16 protein-coding genes are annotated in these 20,320 nt (G+C 72.7%); 6 read left to right on the top strand and 10 right to left on the bottom strand.

Translation table 11 applies throughout. The annotated features are described in order from the left end of the window. Window positions 1-66: 66 nt before the first annotated feature. Window positions 67-1,158: an LLM class flavin-dependent oxidoreductase gene (locus ACFWPI_RS20030; RefSeq protein WP_380372849.1), complete on the bottom strand. Its 1,092-nt coding sequence runs from the start codon at window positions 1,156-1,158 to the stop codon at window positions 67-69. A 512-nt stretch (window positions 1,159-1,670) separates the two neighbouring features. Here ACFWPI_RS20030 and ACFWPI_RS20035 point away from each other — a divergent pair. Further along, on the top strand, window positions 1,671-2,261 hold the full coding sequence (locus tag ACFWPI_RS20035) for a DedA family protein (RefSeq protein ID WP_244293667.1): 591 nt from the start codon (window positions 1,671-1,673) through the stop codon (window positions 2,259-2,261). Window positions 2,262-2,629: 368 nt separating this feature from the next. Further along, window positions 2,630-3,910 (top strand): hypothetical protein, encoded by a 1,281-nt coding sequence (locus ACFWPI_RS20040; protein WP_063349262.1) that lies wholly within the window; start codon window positions 2,630-2,632, stop codon window positions 3,908-3,910. Window positions 3,911-3,986: 76 nt separating this feature from the next. Here the strand turns inward: ACFWPI_RS20040 and ACFWPI_RS20045 are convergent, their stop codons facing one another. The 6 genes from ACFWPI_RS20045 to ACFWPI_RS20070 all read right to left on the bottom strand — a co-directional run bounded on the left by ACFWPI_RS20045 (window position 3,987) and on the right by ACFWPI_RS20070 (window position 10,062). Next, complete coding sequence (locus ACFWPI_RS20045) at window positions 3,987-4,892, bottom strand: alpha/beta fold hydrolase (protein WP_380372846.1); 906 nt, start codon at window positions 4,890-4,892, stop codon at window positions 3,987-3,989. Beyond that, window positions 4,889-5,974 carry a branched-chain amino acid ABC transporter permease gene (locus ACFWPI_RS20050; protein WP_380372843.1) on the bottom strand — a complete coding sequence of 362 codons (1,086 nt, stop codon included), beginning with the start codon at window positions 5,972-5,974 and terminating at the stop codon, window positions 4,889-4,891. Before ACFWPI_RS20050 ends, ACFWPI_RS20045 begins: the two co-directional genes overlap by 4 nt. Window positions 5,975-6,225: 251 nt before the next feature. Beyond that, entirely contained in the window at window positions 6,226-7,092 is an 867-nt protein-coding gene (locus tag ACFWPI_RS20055) for a branched-chain amino acid ABC transporter permease (RefSeq protein ID WP_063349260.1), read from the bottom strand. Then, a complete protein-coding gene (locus ACFWPI_RS20060) occupies window positions 7,092-7,898 on the bottom strand; it encodes an ABC transporter ATP-binding protein (protein ID WP_380372840.1) in 807 nt (268 codons plus the stop codon). Before ACFWPI_RS20060 ends, ACFWPI_RS20055 begins: the two co-directional genes overlap by 1 nt. 59 nt (window positions 7,899-7,957) lie before the next feature. Beyond that, complete coding sequence (locus ACFWPI_RS20065) at window positions 7,958-8,782, bottom strand: ABC transporter ATP-binding protein (protein WP_380372837.1); 825 nt, start codon at window positions 8,780-8,782, stop codon at window positions 7,958-7,960. Window positions 8,783-8,787: 5 nt separating this feature from the next. After that, entirely contained in the window at window positions 8,788-10,062 is a 1,275-nt protein-coding gene (locus ACFWPI_RS20070; RefSeq protein WP_380372834.1) for a substrate-binding domain-containing protein, read from the bottom strand. Between the two features lie 357 nt (window positions 10,063-10,419). Here ACFWPI_RS20070 and ACFWPI_RS20075 point away from each other — a divergent pair, with 357 nt between their 5' ends. The 4 genes from ACFWPI_RS20075 (at window position 10,420) to ACFWPI_RS20090 (ending at window position 16,650) form a co-directional block, all read left to right on the top strand. Then, entirely contained in the window at window positions 10,420-11,181 is a 762-nt protein-coding gene (locus tag ACFWPI_RS20075; RefSeq protein ID WP_380372832.1) for a CoA transferase subunit A, read from the top strand. A gap of 4 nt (window positions 11,182-11,185) precedes the next feature. Then, the gene (locus tag ACFWPI_RS20080) at window positions 11,186-11,905 is read left to right on the top strand and encodes a 3-oxoacid CoA-transferase subunit B (RefSeq protein ID WP_079135861.1); all 720 of its coding nucleotides are present in this window, start codon (window positions 11,186-11,188) and stop codon (window positions 11,903-11,905) included. Between the two features lie 623 nt (window positions 11,906-12,528). Then, window positions 12,529-14,634 carry a glycosyltransferase family 2 protein gene (locus tag ACFWPI_RS20085; RefSeq protein ID WP_380372827.1) on the top strand — a complete coding sequence of 702 codons (2,106 nt, stop codon included), beginning with the start codon at window positions 12,529-12,531 and terminating at the stop codon, window positions 14,632-14,634. An 84-nt stretch (window positions 14,635-14,718) separates the two neighbouring features. Beyond that, window positions 14,719-16,650 carry a galactose oxidase-like domain-containing protein gene (locus ACFWPI_RS20090; protein WP_380372824.1) on the top strand — a complete coding sequence of 644 codons (1,932 nt, stop codon included), beginning with the start codon at window positions 14,719-14,721 and terminating at the stop codon, window positions 16,648-16,650. Between the two features lie 107 nt (window positions 16,651-16,757). Here the strand turns inward: ACFWPI_RS20090 and ACFWPI_RS20095 are convergent, their stop codons facing one another. The 3 genes from ACFWPI_RS20095 to ACFWPI_RS20105 form a co-directional block, all read right to left on the bottom strand. Beyond that, window positions 16,758-17,855 carry a glycoside hydrolase family 6 protein gene (locus ACFWPI_RS20095; protein WP_380372822.1) on the bottom strand — a complete coding sequence of 366 codons (1,098 nt, stop codon included), beginning with the start codon at window positions 17,853-17,855 and terminating at the stop codon, window positions 16,758-16,760. Window positions 17,856-18,051: 196 nt separating this feature from the next. After that, on the bottom strand, window positions 18,052-18,780 hold the full coding sequence (locus tag ACFWPI_RS20100; protein ID WP_244293451.1) for a uracil-DNA glycosylase: 729 nt from the start codon (window positions 18,778-18,780) through the stop codon (window positions 18,052-18,054). 78 nt (window positions 18,781-18,858) lie between these two features. Further along, window positions 18,859-20,136, bottom strand: a complete 1,278-nt coding sequence (locus ACFWPI_RS20105; RefSeq protein WP_380372820.1) for a low temperature requirement protein A — start codon at window positions 20,134-20,136, stop codon at window positions 18,859-18,861. Between the last annotated feature and the right edge of the window lie 184 nt (window positions 20,137-20,320).

The following is a 20,320-nucleotide window of genomic DNA, read 5'->3' on the forward strand; positions in this document are numbered from 1 at the left end:
CCCGGCGGCCGGGCCTCTCCGCCCAGGCCTTCCGTACTCAGGCCTTCCGTACTCAGGCCTCGACCGTCAGGCTTCCGCCGTCAGGCCGTACGCCTCGGCGATCAGGCCGTAGGAGCGGAGCCGGGCCTCGTGGCCGTGGATGTGCGAGGTGACCATCAGCTCGTCCACGCCCGTCCGCTTGCGCAGGGCCTCCAGCCCGTCCGCGACCTCGCCCGGGGCGCCGAGCACCACGTTGTCGAGCCAGCTGTCGATGAACTCCGCCTCGGCCGGGCTGTACGGGTAGGCCTCGGCCTCCTCCGGGGTGGGGATCGGGCCGGGGTTGCCGCGCCGCAGCCGGAGCATGCCGAGGGCCGCGGAGCGGGCGAGGCGACGGGCCGCACCCTCGTCCTCGGCGGCGACCGCGCTCACACCGATCAGCGCGTACGGCTCGGCGAGCACCGCGGAGGGCCGGAAGGACTCCCGGTAGAGGTCGAGCGCCGGGATGGTGTTGACGCTGCTGAAGTGGTGGGCGAAGGCGAACGGCAGGCCGAGGCGGCCGGCCAGCTGGGCGCTGAAGCCGGAGGACCCGAGCAGCCAGACCGGCGGGCGCCCGTCGCCCTGGGGGACGGCGGTCAGCTGGGCGTAGGGGTGGCCGGAGGGGAAGTCGCCGTCGAGGAAGTGGGTCAGCTCGGCGAGCTGCTGCGGGAAGTCGTCGGCGCCCTCGGCGCGGCCGCGGCGCAGCGCCCGGGCGGTGGCCGGGTCGGTGCCGGGGGCGCGACCGAGCCCCAGGTCGATCCGGCCCGGGTGCAGGGCCTCCAGCAGGCCGAACTGCTCGGCGATGGCCAGCGGGGCGTGGTTGGGGAGCATCACCCCGCCCGAGCCCAGCCGCAGGGTCGTGGTGTTGGCGCCGAGGTGGGCGAGCAGGACGGCCGGGGTGGAGCTGGCCACTCCCGGCATGCCGTGGTGCTCGGCCACCCAGAAGCGGTGGTAGCCCCACTGCTCGGCGTTGCGGGCCAGCGCGGTGGTCGCGGCCAGGGCCTCGGCGGGCGTGTAGCCGACGCCCACGGTGGCCAGGTCGAGGATGGAGAGCGGGGCGGGCGCCGTGCCGCGGGCGGTGCCCCGGATCGCCGCGCCGGTCCGCGGTTCGGTCGGGTGCTCCTGCTGGTCCTCGGTGGTCATGCCGTCCGCCCTTCTGGCTTTCTTGAGCCGGCCCTGGTGGGCGACCGCGGGTCTCGGGTGGCCCGGCGGTCGCTGCTGCCGACCGGGGTCAACCACCGCGCCGGGCCGGCTGTTCCCGTATCCGGCACGTTCCGGCCTGCACGCCGACCACCGCGCCGACCTCACGCCCGCTCCGCCGCGGCCCGTGCAGCGGCCCCGCTCCGGCCCGTACGCCGGCCCCGTTCCGGCCCCGCTTCGATCCCGCCCGGCGCCGGCGGGCACGGCCCGGTACGGTGCCGCCGACCGACCATTCGGATGACGGAGAGCCAGCGGTCGGACACGCCTGGCGACTTCATGCCGGCGCCGGAAGTCACCGGGTGGAGGGCTCGCGCCTTTGCGCAGGTCGGGGCCGGGGTCTGTGACCCGCGGCATACCGGGGTGCTTCATGGCATGAAAAGTCGAGGCGCTAGCGTTGACCTCAGCGGCCACCTGCTCCCCCGGGCGGCGTGGAGGGAGTACAGGCCTTGAACTTCGTGGCGGCGATCGGATCCTCGTGGATCTGCGCCCTGGCGCTCTTCGCCGTGCTCGGAGACGCCCTCCTGCCCTTCATCCCCAGCGGGACACTGGTCATCCTGGCGGTGCTCAAGACGGCGCGGATCGACGGCGCCCCGGTGCTGCTCGGCCTGGGCGTGGCAGTGGCCTCCTTCCTCGGCGACCTCCTCCTCCTGCACCTCGCCCGGCGCGGCGCCCCGCTGCTCCAGCGCCGGCTCGCCCGGCGCCCGGAACTGGCGGCCAGCGTGACCAGGGTCCAACAGGCCCTGGTCGAACGCCCTCACGGGGCGGCCGCGGCCATGGTGGTGGTCGCCCGGTTCGTCCCGGCCGGGCGGACCGTCCTGGACGTGGCCATCGGCCACTCCCCCGCCCACCCGCACCGCTTCCTGCACTGGTCGGCTCTGGCGGCGCTGGTCTGGGCCGCCTACATCGTGACGCTGGGCTGGCTGAACAGCCACTGGTTCGACACCGCCTGGCTGAGCCTCGCGGTGTCCTGCACCGCTGCCACCATCGTCAGCACCGCGATCGCGCGAATAGTGCGCCGCAACCGACGACGGCTCGCCGCGCTCTGACCGCTGCGCCTCGGCCTGCACCCCTGGCCCCGGTCGCCCCTCGCCGCGCCCCCGCCATGGGCGAGATCTGCCCGGACGGGCGACGAGCCGTACCGAGCGCTGACGAACTCTGACCCGCCCCGCCGGACCGGCGGTACCGTACTCCCCTGGCGGCGCGAGGAGCGAAGCGTCACAGGACGGCAACAGACGACGAATCCTTGCAGCCCAGCCCGGCCCTGCTGACGTGTTGACTCTCGTAGAGGGTCGACGGCCTTGGTGGCCGCTGCGGCCACATGGCATGCTAACGGCGGAAAATTCATCAATTGCCCGATTTGACCGGTGCGGCCCCGGGCCGCCCTCACCACCGGCATCGGCACCCAGGGGAGACCATGACCAGCATCTCGCGCAGGACGGTGCTCAGTGCGACCGCTGCGACCGCGGCCCTCGGCGCGGTCGCGGCCTGTTCCAGCAGCGGATCCGGTTCGAGCCAGAACTCCTCCTCCCCCACGACCGGCGGCAGCCCCGGCACCACCCCGGCGGGCACGACCGACCCGACCAAGACGGGGGTGCCCAAGGGCACTCCGATCGGCGACGGTTCCAACGCCGACACCGGCCCGCAGCCGAACCAGCCGAAGCCCGAGAAGCTCAAGCCCGGTGAGCGGCCGCCGCAGTTCGTGGTGTTCTCCTGGGACGGCGCGGGTGGCACCGACGACGGCCAGTTCCCCCGCTTCCTCAAGCTGGCGGAGCAGTACAAGGCCACGATGACCTTCTTCCTCTCCGGGATCTACGCCCTGCCCAAGGGCAAGGCCGACCTGTACCACCCGCCGAAGCACTCGGTCGGCGCCTCCGACATCCCGTACCTGTCGGACGGTGCGGTCAAGAGCACGCTCAAGCTCGTCAGCCAGGCATGGCTGGCCGGGCACGAGATCGGCACCCACTTCAACGGGCACTTCTGCTCCAGCCGCCCGGACAAGAACGGGGTCAACATGTGGACCCCGGAGGACTGGCAGAGCGAGATCGACCAGGCGATCGGCTTCGTGACCCAGTGGCGGACCAACACCGGCTTCACCGACGTCGACCCGCTCCCCTTCGATTACAAGAAGGAGCTCATCGGCGGCCGCACCCCCTGTCTGGAGGGGCAGAAGGCGCTCCTGCCGACGGCCGCGAAGCTGGGTTGGAAGTACGACGCCAGCTCCTCCGGCGGCCTGCAGATATGGCCGCAGAAGGTGCAGGACGGCAAGGTCTGGGACTTCCCGCTGCAGTCCATCCCGTTCCCCGGGCACACCTTCCAGGTGCTGTCGATGGACTACAACATCCTGGCCAACCAGTCCGCGGGCAGCACCAAGGGCGACCCGTCCAAGTACAACGACTGGCGCACCCAGGCCAAGGACTCCTACCTGGCCGGCTTCGACCGCGCCTACAACAGCAACCGTGCGCCGTTCTTCATCGGCAACCACTTCGAGCAGTGGAACGGCGGCATCTACATGGACGCCGTCGAGGAGACCCTCAAGACCATCGCGGGCAAGCCGGACGTCCGACTGGTCTCCTTCCGGCAGCTGGTCGAGTGGCTGGAGGTGCAGGACCAGTCCACCCTGCGCAAGCTGCGCACGCTCAACGTCGGCCAGGCGCCGAGCGGCGGCTGGGAGACCTTCCTCGGCGCTGCGGGCTGAGACGGGGCAGACCGGGACAGGCGCGGCCCGCGGGGTGGACGGACCCCGCCGGCCGCCGTCGTCGGGGCCGGGCCCGCTACCCCGCGGCGGTGACGTCCGCGAGCAGGCCGCGGACGATGCGCTCGGCCCCCGGCTCTCCCCAGAGGATCGAGTAGTGGTTGGTGTCCGGCACCAGCGAGGCCGGCACCCGGGCCTGGTCCAGCCCGGCCAGCCCGATCCGCTGGTGGTCGTAGAGGCCCTGGGGCTCGTCGAGCAGGCCGCGCTCGGCCCAGAGCAGTTCGGCCGGGCAGGGCAGCCGGTGCACTGCGGTGGCCGCGTCCCGGTCCAGCAGGACCTGGGCGCCGTCGGTCTGTACGGCCTCCAGCACGCAGGAGGAACGCAGTTCGGGCTCGACACCGACCAGGTCGCGCTGGGTGTAGGCGTCGATCTCCGCCGACCAGGCCGTCCCGAAGGCCGGGTGCCGCTGCCAGAACTCCCGGTAGGCGTCCCGGTCCGGGAAGGTCATCGACAGCCGGGCCAGCGCGGGGCCGAGCACCGCGGCCAGCGCGTCCTCCTCACGGATGCCCTCCGGCAGCGGGAAGGTCAGCGCGCCGTCCACCAGCAGCACCCGGCGGACGAGTTCCGGGTGCCGGACGGCGGCCAGGGCGGTGACCCAGGCTCCCATCGAGTGGCCGACCACGGTGGTCGGGCCCGTGCCGAGGGCCGTGATCAGTGCGGCCACGTCGTCGGCGTGCCGGGCCAGCCCGTACGGCCCGGCGACCGCGCGGCTCCCGCCGCGCCCCCGCAGGTCGGGCGCGAGCAGGGTGACCCGCCCGGCGAGTTGACGGGCGACCTCGTACCAGGCGAGGCCGTTGGCGGTGATGCCGTGCACCGCCACGATCGTCGGGGCGTCCGGCTCGGCGGCGGGCCAGCGCAGGACCGCCAGCTCCCCTCCGGGCACGGCGACGGTCAACTCCTCGGGCTTCAGGGGCGACTGGCTCACGCGGGGGTACCTCCGGTGGGACGGGCGGTCCGGGCAGCGGCCGGAGTGCGGACCGCACGGGCGGATCGGGCGGCGCGAATGCGGGCAGGCAGTCTAGCCAGGCCGCCGGGCAGCAGGTAGACCACCGCGACGAACAGGGTGCCCAGCAGGAACAGGGGTTGGGAGAGTGGCACCCGCAGGACCGCGGGCAGGTCCGCGATCGTCGTCGAGTTTGCGAGGTCGCCGAGCCGGTGGCTGGCCCAGGTGTAGAGGACACCGCCGAGCAGCGGACCCCAGCGGGTCCCCGAGCCGCCGAGCACCACCATCACCAGCAGGGCGAGCGTGGCGTCGGAGCCGGCGGCCTGCGGGGTGGCGCCGCCGGTCAGCAGCAGGTAGAGCACCCCGCCCAGCCCGGCGAGGCCGCCGGCGAGCACGAAGGCGACCAACTTGTAGCCGTAGGGGCGCAGTCCGAGCACCTCCACCCGGCGCTCGTTCTCCTTGATCCCCTCCCAGACCCGACCGGCCGGCGAGTTGACGGCCCAGTGGACCACGGCGACCGTCAGCACCAGGTAGCCGACGGCGATCCAGTAGAGGTTGGCGGTGTTCTCGATCCCGAGCAGGCCGGAGGGCAGCAGGTCGGCCGGGGCGGAGCGGCCCTCCTCACCGCCGGTGACGCCACCGGGGTTGCGCTGGACGAGGATCGAGCCGGCCTGGGCGAAGGCGAGGGTGACCATGGAGAAGCCGATGCCGGTGACGCGGAGGCTGACCGAGCCGAGCAGCAGGGCCAGCGCGACGGTGCAGGCGACGCCGAAGACCGCCGCGGCGGCGAACGGCAGTCGCAGTTCCAGCATGCCGAGGTCGGTGGCGTAGAGGCCGGTCGCGAAGTAGAGCGCGTGGCCGAAGGAGAGCAGTCCGGTACGGCCGAGCAGGAGGTCGTAGCCGGAGGCGAGGGCCCCGTAGAGCAGGCACAGGGCGAGCAGTTGCAGGCTGCCGGGGCTGCCGAGCGGGCCGTCGAGCAGTCCCGGGACGGGAAGCGCACTATATGGGGCGACAAGGAGCGTGATCAGCAGGGCGATCGGCCACCAGCGTAGCGCTCTGTGCACCGGTGTCCAGCGATTAGTGACTGAATCACCTGTTCGAGGGATGGTGCCGAGGTCGGTCGTGTGTTCACAATGGGTCTCGGCAAGGCTGGTGTCAGTCCCCCTTGCCACAGTGACGGTGTTGGCGGAGCTGGTGTCAGTCCCCTCTGCCAGCATGGCGGTCATGGCAGGGCTGGTGTCAGTCCCCCCTGCCATGGTGGCGGCGCTGCGGTCGGCCGCGGGGCCACCGGTGCTCGTGATCGGAGTTTCGGCGCTCACGCGAGCCTCCCGGTGAGTCCACGGGGTCGGACGAGAAGGAGCACGGCGAGCAGGACGACGACCGAGAGGTCGCCGAGCCCGGCGCCGGTGTAGTAGTTGGCGAACTGCTGGACGAGACCAACGCCCACGGAGGCGACGGCGGCCCCGGTGACGGAGCCCATGCCGCCCATCACCACGACGACGAAGGCGAAGATGAGCAGCCCGGTCCCCTGGCCGGGATTGACCGAACCGAAGTAGAGGCCACCGAGGGCACCGCCGAGCGCGGCGGCCGCCCCGCCGATGGCGAAGACGAGGGTGAACGCCTTCCGGACGTCGATGCCGAGCGCCGTGACCATGGCCCGGTCCTCGACGCCGGCCCGGACGATCAGCCCGTAGCGGGTACGGGCGAGGAACAACCGAAGAGCGAGCAGCAGCAGCGCGGCCGCGGCCACGAGCACGAAGCGGTTGACCGGGACGGTCGCACCGAGCACGTGCCAGGTGCCGGAGAGCACGGCCGGCTGGGGGAAGGGGCGGGCGTCCGCACCCCAGACCCCCATCAGGAGGGCGGGCACGGCGAGCCCGACCCCGACGGTGGCGAGGATCTGATCGCGCGGCCGGCTGTAGAGCGGGCGGATCAGGAAGAGCTCCAGCAGGACGGCGGCGGCCGTTCCGACCAGGGTGCCGAACGGCACCGCGAGCCAGAAGGAGAGGCCGGCCTCGGTGCCGGCCCACCAGGTGGCGTAGGCGCCGATGGAGAGCAGGGCGCCGTGCGCGAAGTTGAGCACGTCCATCAGACCGAAGATCAACGACAGACCGGAGGCGACCAGGAAGTACAGCGCACCAAGACCTAGTCCGGTACAGGAGAGGAGGACGACGGTGTCCATCAGGGCTTCACCTCCACGGTGACGACAGGGGTGACCGGAGAAACGGCGGGCCGGGGTCCGCCGGCGAGCGGGTGACGGGAGCCGACGCCGAGCAGGCGGCGGGCGGCCTCCTCGTCGGCCAACAGCTCGGCGGTGTCGCCCCGGTGGGCGGTACGGCCGTCGGCCAGGACGGCGCAGGTGCCGGCCAGCCGTCGGACGAGGGCGAGGTTCTGCTCGACCAGGAGAACGGGCACGGCCTCGGCCGCTCGCGCCAGGACCTCGGCCACCTCGGCCACGATCTTCGGCGCCAGCCCCTTGGTGGGCTCGTCGGCGATGATCAACCGGTTGCGGTTGAGCAGCGTCCGGCCTATCGCCACCATCTGCTGCTGGCCGCCGGAGAGCGTCCCGGCCAACTGGCCGGCCCGCTGCTTGAGTTCGGGGAAGAGCTCGTGGACGAGCGGATAGTTCGGCTCGTCCGCCTCGCCCCCGCCCCGGACGGCGCGCTCGGCGAGGCGGAGGTTCTCGGCGACCGTCAGGCCGGCGAAGATCCCCCGGTCCTCGGGCGCGTAGCCGATGCCATGACGGACCACCAGATGTGTTGGAAGGGAGGCGAGTTCGACACCGGAGAAGCGGACGCTTCCGGTGCGCGGCACCAGGCCCATCACGGCCTTGACGGTGGTGGTCTTGCCGGCGCCGTTGCGGCCGAGGAGCGCGGTGACCCCGACGGGGGCCACGTCGAGGTCGACACCGTGCAGGATGTGCAGCCCGCCGATGACCACCCGCAGATCGCGAACGGAGAGGAGAGGGGCGGCAGGAGACGTAGGCACGGCCGCGGAGGCGGCGGCAGCGGTGGAGGTAAAACCGGGCGAGGGGAGCGGAGAGGAGGTCACAGCGCCTCGCCCAGGTAGGCCTGTTGCACGGTCGGGTCGGCCATCACGGCCTCGGGGGTGTCCAGCGCGAGCAGCGTGCCCTGGTGCATCACCGCGAGGCGGTCGGCCAGCCCGAGCAGGACGTCCATGTGGTGCTCGACCATCAGGACGGTCCGGCCCAGGTCGCGGTGCACGGACCGGATCAGCTCGGTGAGGGCCGGCACCTCCTCGGCGCTGACCCCCGCCATCGGCTCGTCCAGCAGGATCAGCCGCGGATCGGAGACGAGGAGGACGGCCAGTTCCAGTTTGCGCTTCTCGCCGTGCGAGAGCGCGCCCGCCAAGGTGTCCGCACGGTGGGTGAGTTCGGTGCGGTGGAGGGTCTCGGCCAGCTGCTCCTGGTACCGGTCGGCACGGCGCCAGAGCCGGTACGAGGCGCGCGGTCCGGCCGCCGCCTGGGCGGCCAGTCGGACGTGGTCGGCGACGGTCATCCCCGGCCAGAGGGAGGAGGTCTGGAAGGTGCGGCCGAGGCCGCGGCGCGCCCGGGCGTGCACGGCCTCGGCGGTGACGTCCACACCGTCGAGGTGGAGGCTGCCGTGGGTCGCCGGATAGATGCCGGAGATCAGGTTGAAGAGGGAGGTCTTGCCGGCGCCGTTGGGGCCGATGAAGGCGATGAACTCGCCTTCGCCGACCGAGAAGGAGACGTCCTCGACGATCGGCACCCCGCGGACGGACCAACCGAGTCCGTCCAGCCGCAGCACCGGGGCGGGCGAGGCCGTGGCCGGGGCCGGGGCCGGGGCCGGGGAACCAGCCCGGGAAGGAGTGGGGGCGGTGGGAGCAGGCATCGGGATCAGCCCGCCATCGGGGTGACCGGGGGCGCCACCTCGTCCGCGGTCAGGGCCTTCTCCACCGAGGGCTTGGCGGCGGCCCCGGTGCCGGTCAGCCGGGCCTGGAACATCGGCTGGAGGAGGGCGTGGTCCTCGGCGCGCACCGTGGTACGCCCCTTCACCCCGTCGAAGCTCCAGCCCTCCAGCGCCTTGACCAGGGCCGAGGTGTCGTCGGTGGAGCCGTGGTTGGCCTCGACGGCGTGCACGATCAGCTGGGCGGCCGTGAAGCCGTCGGGCGTGAAGATGTCGGTCTTCCCGCCGGCGGCGGTGACGGCCTCGTCCATGGCCTTCTCCACCGGGGTGCCGGCGGCGCCGCCGAAGTAGTGGTTCAGAAAGGAGATCTTCTCGGCCGCCGGGCCGAACAGCGGGTAGGAGGCGGCCAGATCCAGGCCGGTGACGACCTTGGTGTCGGCGAACACGTCCTGCTGGTTGAGCGCCGTCCACAGGGCCGAGGAGCTGTCGCCGGCCCAGGCGACGAACAGCAGGTCGGGCTTGGCGGTCTTGGCCTGGGTGGCGAACGGGGTGAGATCGGTGGCGCTCGGCGGGGCGAGCACCTGGTCGACCGTCGCGCCCTGGGCGCCGAGCACGGCCTTGACGGCAGCCACGTTGGCCTGTCCGAAGGCGTTGTCCTGAGCGAGCACGGTGACCTTCTTGCCCTTGGCGTCACCGATGAACGAGGCCGCGGTGCGGATGTCCTGGAAGGACTGGCGGCCGGAACGGAAGGTGTACTTGTTCAAACCGGTGACCTTGTCGGCGGCGGCCGGGCCGCTGACGAAGAGCACCTTGTTCTGGGCGGCGATCGGGCCCACCTGGAGGGCGACGCCCGAGGCGGTGGAGCCGGCCAGGACCTTGTAGCCCTTGCCGATCAGGTCCTTGGCGGCGGACACCGCCTTGGCCGGGTCGCCCGCGTCGTCCTGCTCCTCGAATTCGACCTTGTGCCCGTCGACCGCGCCGGTGCCCTTGGTCGCGTAGCTCAGCCCCGCCTTGAAGCCCTCCAGGTACTGCTTGCCGTAGGCGGCCAGCGGTCCGGTCTTGGAGTACACCAGGCCGACCTTGACCGGGCTCTTCGCACCACCGCCGTCCGCCGAGGCCGTCCCGGCGGTGCCGGCCTTGGCGCAGCCCGCGGCGAGCAGGACGCACGCCGCGACGGCGGCGAGCTTCCGGGCCGGGCCGCCGGTCAGGGTCTCGCCCGGGCGGGCGCCGGAGGCGGGCCGAGTGGGGGCTGTCGAGCTGCGCATGATGACCGACTCCTGAGGGTGCGGCGGGGTGGATGCCGGAACCGTAGGTGTGCGGTGGGACTGGCGACATGTGCCCGGGCGACGCATCGGTCCACCGTGATGTGGCTCTGGCCGACATACCACCCGGGCGGCGCCGCTCCCCGGACGTCCGGGTGTGGCCGGCCGACACGGGCTGGTACCCGCCCATGGCGGGAGCCGCCATGGCTGCGGCGGCCCGCGTCCGGTGACGGTGGAGGGGCTCGGCAGCCGTCCGGCGGCGGCCGCCGAGCCATCCCGCCGGGTCTTCCCGCCGGGCCCCCCACCGGGCCCGGCCCGGGCGCGCCCTCTCCCGTATCCCACTCCTCACGAGGTGATCCCTTGGACAAGGTCCTGGACTCCCCCGCCGACGCGGTCGGGGACATCCCCGACGGTGCGGTGCTGGCCGTCGGCGGCTTCGGCCTCTGCGGCATCCCGAGCACCCTGATCAGCGCCCTGGCGGACACCGGCACCACCGGCCTCCAGGTGGTCTCGAACAACTGCGGGGTGGACGACTGGGGGCTCGGCCTGCTGCTGCGGGCGGGCCGGATCGCCCGGATGACGTCCTCGTACGTCGGCGAGAACAAGGAGTTCGCCCGGCAGTACCTGTCCGGCGAGTTGGAGGTGGAGCTCACCCCGCAGGGCACGCTGGCCGAGCGGCTGCGCGCCGGAGGCGCCGGCGTCCCCGCGTTCTACACCCCGGCCGGGGTCGGCACCCAGGTCGAGGAGGGCGGGCTGCCCTGGCGCTACGCGGCGGACGGCTCGGTGGCGCTGGCCTCACCGGCGAAGGAGGTCCGGGAGTTCGGCGGCCGCCGGTACCTGCTGGAGGAGGCCATCACGGCGGACTTCGCGCTGGTCCGGGCCGAGGTGGCGGACCGGCACGGGAACTGCGTGTTCCACGCCGCCGCCCGCAACTTCAACCCGCTCTGCGCGACCGCGGGCCGGATCACCCTGGTCGAGGCGGACCGGATCGTCGAGCCGGGCGAGCTCGCCCCGGACGCCGTGCACCTGCCCGGCGTGTACGTGGACCGGGTGGTGGCCGCCGATCCCGCGGACCGCCGCATCGAGCGCCGGACCGTCCGCCCCGCACTCCAGGAGGCCTGAACCGATGTCCACCCCGACCAGCACCCGGTCCCCCGCGCCCACCCCGCAGACCGCCCACCGGCCGCAGGCCGTCCGCCACCCGCAGCCCGGCCTCGACCCGCGCAACGCCCTGGCCGCCCGAGCCGCCCGCGAACTGCGCGACGGCCAGTACGTGAACCTGGGCATCGGCCTGCCCACCCTGATCCCCAGTCACCTCCCGCCGGGCGTCGAGGTGGTGCTGCACTCGGAGAACGGCATCCTGGGCGTGGGCCCGTACCCGGTCGAGGGCACGGAGCACGCCGATCTGATCAACGCCGGGAAGGAAACGGTGACGGTCGCCCCCGGCGCCTCGTACTTCGACTCCGCCTTCTCCTTCGGCATGATCCGGGCCGGCCGGATCGACGTCTCGGTGCTCGGCGCCATGCAGGTCTCGGCTGCCGGCGACCTCGCCAACTGGATGATCCCCGGCAAGATGGTCAAGGGCATGGGCGGCGCGATGGACCTCGTGCACGGGGCCCGTCGACTGATCGTGGTCATGGAGCACACCGCCCGGGACGGCTCCCCGAAGATCGTCGAGGAGCTCTCACTTCCCGCCACCGGCCGAGGAGTTGTCAACCGGATCGTGACCGATCTGGCCGTGATCGACGTGACGCCGGACGGGCTGCGGGTGGTGGAGACGGCCCCGGGCACGGGGTTCGCGGACGTCCAGGCCGCGACGGGCGCCGCCCTCCTTCCACCGCTCTGACCGGGCCGGGTCGACCGGACCGGCCAGCACCAACCGGACCGGACACACCGACCCCGCCCCGCAGCAGCGGCCGGGCCTCCCGTCGGGGAGGTCCGGCCGTTCGCTTTGCCTCCGCGGCGCCGCTGCCGTCGCCCCGTCCGCCGAATTCGCTGCATTAGCACCACTGCGGTGCGGATTGGCCGGGAACCGTAGGATCTTCATGCTTGCGCGGTGATCATTTCCCAGACCGGTTGCGATCACGGTTGCCCTCCGGGAGAGTTGGGGGCGCCGTGGATCCCGCGTGCCCGGAGGGGAAGCCGGGAGCGTGCCGGGATCCGCATTCGAAGTCCCCGCAGGCGCGCAATGAATTCCGCTCGCAAACGCCCACCGGCGCAAGCAGAAGCATGACGCGAATGACGGCCCGAAAACCGCTTGGAAACAACGGCGGTCCACCGGGCGGTGTTTCACGGGGACGACTTTCGAGGCAAGAGGCAAGGCGAAGCAAAGCTCCGGGGGGAGCGGACCAGCCCCGCCGAACGCGGCCGGCCAGGCGCGCCACGGGACGGCGGATCGCATACCCCCGGTCTGAACACGCACCAACGGGCCCGCCGCCACGGCCGGGCCCCGGCCGGGGGGAGCAGACGATGACCACGCCGTTCGCGCGACAGAAGGACGCCGGGACGGCCCGCGGGCGAGGCGCCGGGCGGCGGCTCGACGACGACCTGGCCGCCGTTCCCGTACCCGAAGCCCCGTACGACTACGGTCACTTCAGCCGGCTGGCCGGCCCGGCGCACGACCCGGACGAGGAGGACGACCTCGGTGGCGGCGTCTACCGGCCCGAGCCCGCCCACCACGGAGCCCCGCCGTCACCCTGGCACGCGCACCAGGCCGTACAAGAGACCGTGCACCAGGCCACGCACGAGGCCACCGCCCCCTACCGCGTCCAGTACCGCAGCCTGCTGCGCCGCGAGCCGCACCGGATCCGCGCCGCCCTGCTGATGGTGGCGGCCCCGCTGGTGGAGGTGGTGCTGCTGGTGTGGCTGCTGCTGCCGGAGCACTGGCCGGAGCGCCCCGGCGAGACGCACACCCTGGTGCTGCTGGGCGACCAGGTGATGATCGGGATCATCGCCGTGGTCGAGGTGTTCCGGCTGGTCAACGTCGTGTCCAACACCCACGCCACGCTCGTCGCCCGCGATCCGATACCGGTGACGCCGGAGTCCGGCACCCGGGTCGCGTTCGTCACCGCCTGCGTGCCGGGCAAGGAGCCGGCGGAGATGGTGCGGGCCACGCTGGTCGCGGCCCGCGCCGTCCGGCACGACGGCCCGTACGACGTCTGGCTGTTGGACGAGGGAAACGATCCTGCGATGCAGGCGCTCTGCACCGAGCTGGGCGTCCGCCACTTCAGCCGCTTCGGCCGCCCGTACTGGAACCAGCCCAAGGGCCGGTTCCGCACCGGCACCAAGCACGGCAACTACAACGCCTGGTTGCAGGCGCACGGCGACGACTACGACTTCTGGGTCTCCGTGGACACCGACCACGTCCCGCTGCCGGACTTCTGCGAGCGGATGCTCGGCTACTTCCGCGACCCCGACGTGGCATTCGTGGTCGGACCCCAGGTGTACGGGAACTACCGCAGCTCGGGATCGGCCGTCACCAAATTCTCCGAGAGCCAGCAGTACCTCTTCCACGCACTCATCCAGCGCGCCGGAAACCGTTACGGCGCGCCCATGTTCGTCGGCACCAACAACGCCGTCAGAATCCGTGCACTCCAGTCGATCGGCGGGTTGTACGACTCCATCACGGAGGATATGGCGACCGGCCTGGAGTTCCACCGGAGCCGGAACGCCGAGACCGGTGAACGCTGGAAATCCGTGTACACCCCGGACGTGCTCGCGGTCGGCGAGGGCCCGTCCTCCTGGACCGACTTCTTCTCCCAGCAGCTGCGCTGGAGCCGCGGCACCTACGAGACCCTGCTCACCCAGTACTGGCGGGTGCTCTGGCGGCTGTCGCCCGGGCGGCTGCTCAACTACTCGCTGATGGTGGGCTTCTACCCGATGGCGGCGCTCACCTGGCTGCTCGGCGGTCTGTCCAGCGTGCTCTACCTGGTGTTCGGCGCCTCGGGGGTCCACGTGTCCTCCGAGATCTGGATGATGCTGTACAGCGACGCCGCCGCGCTCCAACTGCTGCTCTACACCTGGAACCGCAAGCACAACGTGAGCCCGCACGAGCCGGCCGGCTCCTCCGGGGTCGCGGGCATGCTGATGTCCGCGCTCTGCGGCCCGGTCTACGCGGCCTCGCTGGTGCAGGCGCTGCTGCGGCGGCGCAGCCGCTTCGTGGTGACGCCGAAGGGCCGTTCGGCCAGCGCGGACCGGGTGAGCACCTTCCGCTTCCACCTGTTCTGGACGCTGGTGTTCGGCGGCGCGATAGCGGCCTCCTTCTTCACCGGCTACGACCACGTCGCGATGCGCACCTGGGCCTGGATCGCCCTGGTCCTGACCGTGCTGCCGATCCTGGTGCTGGCCGGCGACGCCGTCCGCCGCCGGCGCACCCGGCCCACGGCCACGCTCACCGTCACCGGCGGTCCGGCGGCGACCCCGAGGGTCGTCCTGGAGAAGCGCCGCCCCCGGCACGCCCGCGATCCCCGGCACGGCCGCGCCGCACCGGTCGCCCCGGCCGCGCCGGCCGCGCCGGCCGCGCCGCCGGGCGTCCCCGCGGCACCCGACCGGGCGGAGCACACCACCACCCGCTGAAGCCGCCCGACCCGCCAGCACACCCGACCCGCCAGCCACCCCGAACCTCACGAGCTCCCGAACCTCACGAGGGGACCAATCACCGTGAAGATCCACAAGACCGGCCGGACCAAGCGCTTCGCCCTCGGCAGCACCGTCGCGCTGACCGTCGCCGGAATGAACGCGCCCGCCGTCCTCGGCTTCGCCGGCCAGCAGTACCACCAGTACGTGATCAACCGCCCCGACTACAAGGCGGAGTACGGCCACTGGCAGACCCTCACGCTCCCCGCCGAGTTCCGGGTCAACGCCGTCCACGCCACGCTGCTGCGCACCGGCAAGGTCCTCATCGTGGCCGGCTCCGGCAACGACGAGAAGCGCTTCGACGCGGGCAGCTTCCGCAGCCTGCTCTGGGACCCGGCCGCGAACACCTACAAGCTGATACCCACCCCGGCCGACATGTTCTGCGGCGGCCACACCTCGCTGCCGGACGGCCGCGTCCTGGTGGCCGGCGGCACCCAGCGGTACGAGAAGCTGGCGGGCGTGGTGAAGAGGGCGGCCGGCGTCATGCGGGTGCGCAACGAGAGCCCCGAGCGCGCCAGAACGTTCCCCAAGGGCACCGTCTTCGTCGGCCCGAACGGACGCGAGTACGCCTCCACCGTGCCGGTGACCGTCCCGGCCGCGGTGAAGACGGGCGCCGGCAAGCAGGCCGTCGTCACCGCCGGCGAGCAGCACGTGTTCGTCGAGGCGGTCGGCGAGGGCGCCGACTACGTCACCGACTCCCCCGCCCAGTACCGGATCAAGGGCCTGACCGGGGTCGACGCCCACAACCTGTACGGGCAGAGCACGAAGCTGACCCTGGACAAGCAGGAGTACCAGGGCATCCGCTCCGCGTTCGAGTTCAACCCGGACACCGAGCTGTACGAGCAGGTCACCGACATGGCGTACGCCCGCTGGTACCCGACGCTCACCGGGCTGGGGGACGGACGGGTGGTCACCGTCTCGGGCCTGGACGACACCGGGGAGATCCTCAACGGCAACGACAACGAGATCTACGACCCGAAGAACAAGACCTGGTCCAAGGGCCCGGACCGCTACTTCCCGACCTACCCGTCGATCTTCCTGACCGCCTCCGGCAAGCTCTTCTACTCGGGCTCCAACGGCGGCTACGGCCCGGCCGACAAGGGCCGCGACCCCGGGGTGTGGGACCTGTCGAACAACGGCTTCCAGCCCGTCCCCGGCCTGCGCGACCCCGCCCTCACCGAGACCTCGTCCTCGGTGCTGCTGCCGCCCGCGCAGGCCCAGAAGGTGATGGTGCTCGGCGGCGGGGGCGTCGGCGAGTCGCCGCTGTCCACCGCCCGCACCGACATCGTCGACCTCTCCGCCGCCAAGCCCGCCTTCACCCCGGGCCCGGACCTGCCGGCCGGCGGCACCCGCTACCTGAACAGCGTGATCCTCCCGGACGACACCGTGTTCACCACCGGCGGCTCCAGCGGCTACCGGGGCCGGGGCGCCAGCGACCTGCTCAAGGCGCAGGTGTACCACCCGGACACCAACAGCTTCAGCACCGCCGCCGAGCCCGCCGTCGGCCGCAACTACCACTCCGAGGCACTGCTGCTGTCGGACGGCCGGGTGGCCGTGCTCGGTTCCAACCCGCTGTTCGCGGACAAGGCCGAGACCACGCCGGGCGGCTTCGAGCAGCGCATCGAGATCTACACCCCGCCGTACCTGTTCCACGGCGACCGCCCACAGGTGGCCGCCGCGCCGGAGGCCGCGAAGCTCGGCACCACCGTGCGGATCGGCACCGCCCGGCCGGACGCGGTCGCCACCGCCAAGCTGATCCGGCCGAGTTCGGTCACCCACGTGACCGACGTCGAACAGCGGTCGGTGGCCCTGGACATCAGCGGTCGCACGGCCGACGGGGTCTCGCTCACGCTCCCCGCCAACCCCAACCTGCTGCCGCCCGGCTGGTACATGCTGTTCCTGACCGACGCCGCCGGCACTCCGTCGGTCGCGCGCTGGATCCAGGTGACCGGCTGAACGACACCGGGTGCGTCACGGCCTGGTACGGACCCGCGCCGGTGCGGACCCGCACTGGTACGGACCCGCACTGGTGCGTCACGGCACTGGCGCGGACCAGCCCCCCCTCAGCGGGCGGCCTGCGCCAGGCCGAGCGCGTACGGCAGCCAGAACTCGCCCGCCCGGGGCTCGCCGCGCCCGCACTCGCCGTCCGACTCCCCCGGGTTCTTGATCCACAGGTAGGCGTCGACCCCGGCCCGGCCGGTGTCGGCGGTCGGCCGCTCACCGAGCGCGCGGCCGGGCGGGTTGCACCAGGCGTCGCCGCCGAGCGGGCCGTTGCCGTTGCGGCTGGTGTCGATGACGAAGTGCTTCCCGCCCAGGGCGGCGGAGAGCTGGCCGCCGTAGGCCGTGTTGCGGCCGGTGTCGTAGAAGTTGGCGACGTTCACCGCGAAGCCGTCCGCCGCCGCGATCCCCGACTTGCGCAGCGCGGTGGACAGTTCGGCCGGGTCCTGCGACCAGCCGGGGTTGCCCGCGTCCAGGTAGACCCGCACCTGCGGACGCTTCTTCAGCTCCTGCACGGCGAAGGCCAGCAGGCCGTACCGCTCGGCGGCCAGGTCGCCCTTGATCCCGCAGCTGTCCAGGGTGTGCGCGACGGCGTCCGGCTCCAGCACCACCCAGGCCTTGCGGTCGCCGAGGGCCTCCGCGACACCGCTGATCCAGGCCCGGTAGGCGGCGGCGTCGGCGGCGCCGCCGGCCGAGTACAGGCCGCAGTCGCGGTGCGGGATGTTGTAGGCGACGAAGACCGCCGTCCGGTCCGCCTCGGCGGCCCGGCGGCTGACCTGTTCGGCGATCTCCTTGGCGCCCTGCTCGCCGAGCCACTGCGAGGAGGGTTGGGCGGCGATCCGCAGCAGCGTGTCGGCCTCCGCCGGCCGGCCCTGGCCGCGCAGGGCGGTCACCTGCCGGGCGGCGTTGGTCTGGTCGGAGACGTAGAAGGCCTGGCCGGGGAGCTGGGCGAGGCTCGCGGGGCCGGTGCCCGGGTTCGCGGCGGAGGCGGTGGGCGCGGCTGTGGGTACGGCGGCGGTCCCGCCGGCCGCGGCACCGGCCGAGGCCCCGCCGCCCGGGCCCCCGGGTGATCCCTTGGCCGATCCGGCGGTCGAACCGCTACAGCCCGCGGCCCCCGCCAACAGCACGACCAGGGCCGCCCCCACGGCCCGTCGGATTGCCACTACCCGTCCTACCCGGCGCACGTACCGCCCCTCCCCCCAGAGCCGGTCCGGCGACCGGTCGGCACCAGCTAAGCACACCGGTCACCGCCCGCCCGCGACGGGCGGTGAACGCCGGGTGGCCGTGAGCGGGCGGACGGGCGACCCCGCCCGCCCGGACCACCCCTCACCCAACTCCCGGGCGCTCAGCCCCAGGTGCTCAGCCCTGCTTCAGGTTGGGCACCTGCCAGTCGATCGGCTCGCCGCCGAAGCCGTCCAGCGCCGTGTCGATCTGCGAGAACGGGCGGCTGCCGAAGAACAGCTTGGCCGACAGCGGCGACGGGTGCGCCCCCTGCACGACCACGTGCTTGGACGTGTCGATCAGCGGCAGCTTCTTCTTCGCGTAGTTGCCCCACAGCACGAAGACCACCGGCTCCTCGCGCTCGCTCACCGCCTTGATCACGGCGTCGGTGAACTTCTCCCAGCCCTTCGCCTTGTGCGAGTTGGCCTCGTGCGCGCGCACCGTGAGCACCGCGTTGAGCAGCAGGACGCCCTGCTCGGCCCAGTGCATCAGGTAGCCGTTGTCCGGGGCGGGGATGCCGAGGTCGGCGTCCAGCTCCTTGAAGATGTTGCGCAGCGAGGGCGGCGTCCTGGTGCCGGGCAGCACCGAGAAGCTCATGCCGTGGGCCTGGCCGTCGTCGTGGTACGGGTCCTGCCCGAGGACCAGCACCCGGACCTTCTCGTACGGCGTGGCCTCCAGCGCGGCGAACTCCTGGCCGCTCGGCGGGAACACCTGGTGCTGCGCGCGCTCGGCCGCCACGAAGGCCGCCAGCTCGGCGAAGTACGGCTTCTCCGTCTCGGCGCCCAGCACCGGGCGCCAGGACTCGGGCAGCTCCAGCCCGCCGCCCTCGCCGGCCTCCACCACGCCCGCCTCGACCGTGTCCGTCACGACATCTACCTCCCACACCGCGGCTGTTGTGCCGCACGCCCTCTTTCACCCCGAACGCTACACAGCCCCACCGACAACTCACTCCGCCGAAGCCGCAGAAGGCGCAGAAGGCAGCGCGGACCCACCAGGCAGCGGGGCCCCAGCGGGAACTACAGGCAGCGCCGACCCCGAGGGAGCCACCGGCGCGGGGTCCGAACCGGCCGCCCGCACCACCCGGACGTGCTCCACCACGTTGAGCGCCACCAGCAGCACCGCCAGTGCCACCAGTACCGCCAGCGCCGGCAGCCGCACCACCGCCGGCGCCAGCCCCAGCACCACCGCCGCCGCACCGAGCCGGGTCGTCGCCACCTTGCGGAACATCATCCAGCGGGTGTACCCGAAGGTCAGCAGGTACAGCCCGCACCCGCCGTACAGCAGCGCCACCGACCCCGGGCCGAGCGCCTGCCACGGGTCCGCGACGGTCTCCCCGAAGCCGACCGCCACCCCGATCACTCCGGCGGCCAGCGCCAGGTGCCCGTACTGGAAGATCCGCCGGACGACGTCCCGCCGGGAGTCGGCGACCTCGACGGCGTACCGCATGGCGTCCGCCGCGTACACGAAGTACTGCCACCACAGCCCCGCCGAGATGGTGAACGCGGCGGCCACGGCCGTGAGTTCGGCCACGTCCAGCCGGGCGCCGGCCGCCGTCCCGCCGATGCCGACGATCGACTCGCCGAGCGCCACCAGCAGGAACAGCGCGAACCGCTCCGGCATGTGCGAGGGGTGGTACGCCACCGCCGCCAGCCGCCGCCGGAACACCAGCGGCGCGGCCAGGTCGCAGAGCGCTGCCGCCGCCCACAGGGCCAGCCGCGGCCCGTCCGGCAACAGCCCGCCCACGACCAGCAGCGGCCCGCTGACCAGCACGCCGGCGCCGTACGGGCCGCGCCAGACGCCCGGCAGGCGGATCAGCAGGAGCAGCAGCACCAGCCGGGCCAGCCAGTACGCGGCGCCGAGCAGCACGCCCCGCCCGCCGTACGCGCCCGGGACGGCGAGCGCCATGAACAGGCCGGCCAGCCCGACCGCCAGGATGCCGAGGCGGTCCCGCAGGTTGTCCACGTCCCTGATGTTGGCCTGCACGGTGGTGCCCACCCAGCACCAGTACACCGGCACGAACACCACCAGCGCCCGGACCAGCCCGGTGGCGTCGTGGTGGTGGTGCAGCAGCCCGGAGACCTGGGTGATCGCGAAGACGAAGACCAGGTCGAAGTAGAGCTCGGCCCAGGTGACCCGCTTCTCGTCGACCTCCCCGCCGACGCCCCCGACACCCCCGGCATCCCGCCGTGCCTCCGGCAGCCCCGCATCCCCCGTCGCACTCATTGCGCCGTTGCCTCCCCACAGGTACGAAACGGGCCCCGCCCCGGCGACCGACCGGAACGGGGCCCACGACAGCACCGCAGAGGCTAGGCCCAATGCCAGTGACTTTAGGTTGTGTCGTGCTGGGTGACGGTGACTGTTGCCGGTTGTGGTGGTGGCCAGTTGTGGTGTTGGGCGCGTTTGAGGG

This window comes from Kitasatospora sp. NPDC058492, assembly GCF_042720685.1.
Classification (GTDB): Bacteria; Actinomycetota; Actinomycetes; order Streptomycetales; family Streptomycetaceae; genus Kitasatospora.

Excerpts from the sequence above, each read along its gene's own strand:
- ACFWPI_RS20030 (WP_380372849.1), bottom strand. The coding sequence starts at position 1,158 with ATGACCACCGAGGACCAGCAGGAGCACCCGACCGAACCGCGGACCGGC.
- ACFWPI_RS20040 (WP_063349262.1), top strand. The coding sequence starts at position 2,630 with ATGACCAGCATCTCGCGCAGGACGGTGCTCAGTGCGACCGCTGCGACC.
- ACFWPI_RS20055 (WP_063349260.1), bottom strand. The coding sequence starts at position 7,092 with ATGGACACCGTCGTCCTCCTCTCCTGTACCGGACTAGGTCTTGGTGCG.
- ACFWPI_RS20065 (WP_380372837.1), bottom strand. The coding sequence starts at position 8,782 with ATGCCTGCTCCCACCGCCCCCACTCCTTCCCGGGCTGGTTCCCCGGCC.
- ACFWPI_RS20070 (WP_380372834.1), bottom strand. The coding sequence starts at position 10,062 with ATGCGCAGCTCGACAGCCCCCACTCGGCCCGCCTCCGGCGCCCGCCCG.
- ACFWPI_RS20080 (WP_079135861.1), top strand. The coding sequence starts at position 11,186 with ATGTCCACCCCGACCAGCACCCGGTCCCCCGCGCCCACCCCGCAGACC.
- ACFWPI_RS20085 (WP_380372827.1), top strand. The coding sequence starts at position 12,529 with ATGACCACGCCGTTCGCGCGACAGAAGGACGCCGGGACGGCCCGCGGG.
- ACFWPI_RS20105 (WP_380372820.1), bottom strand. The coding sequence starts at position 20,136 with ATGAGTGCGACGGGGGATGCGGGGCTGCCGGAGGCACGGCGGGATGCC.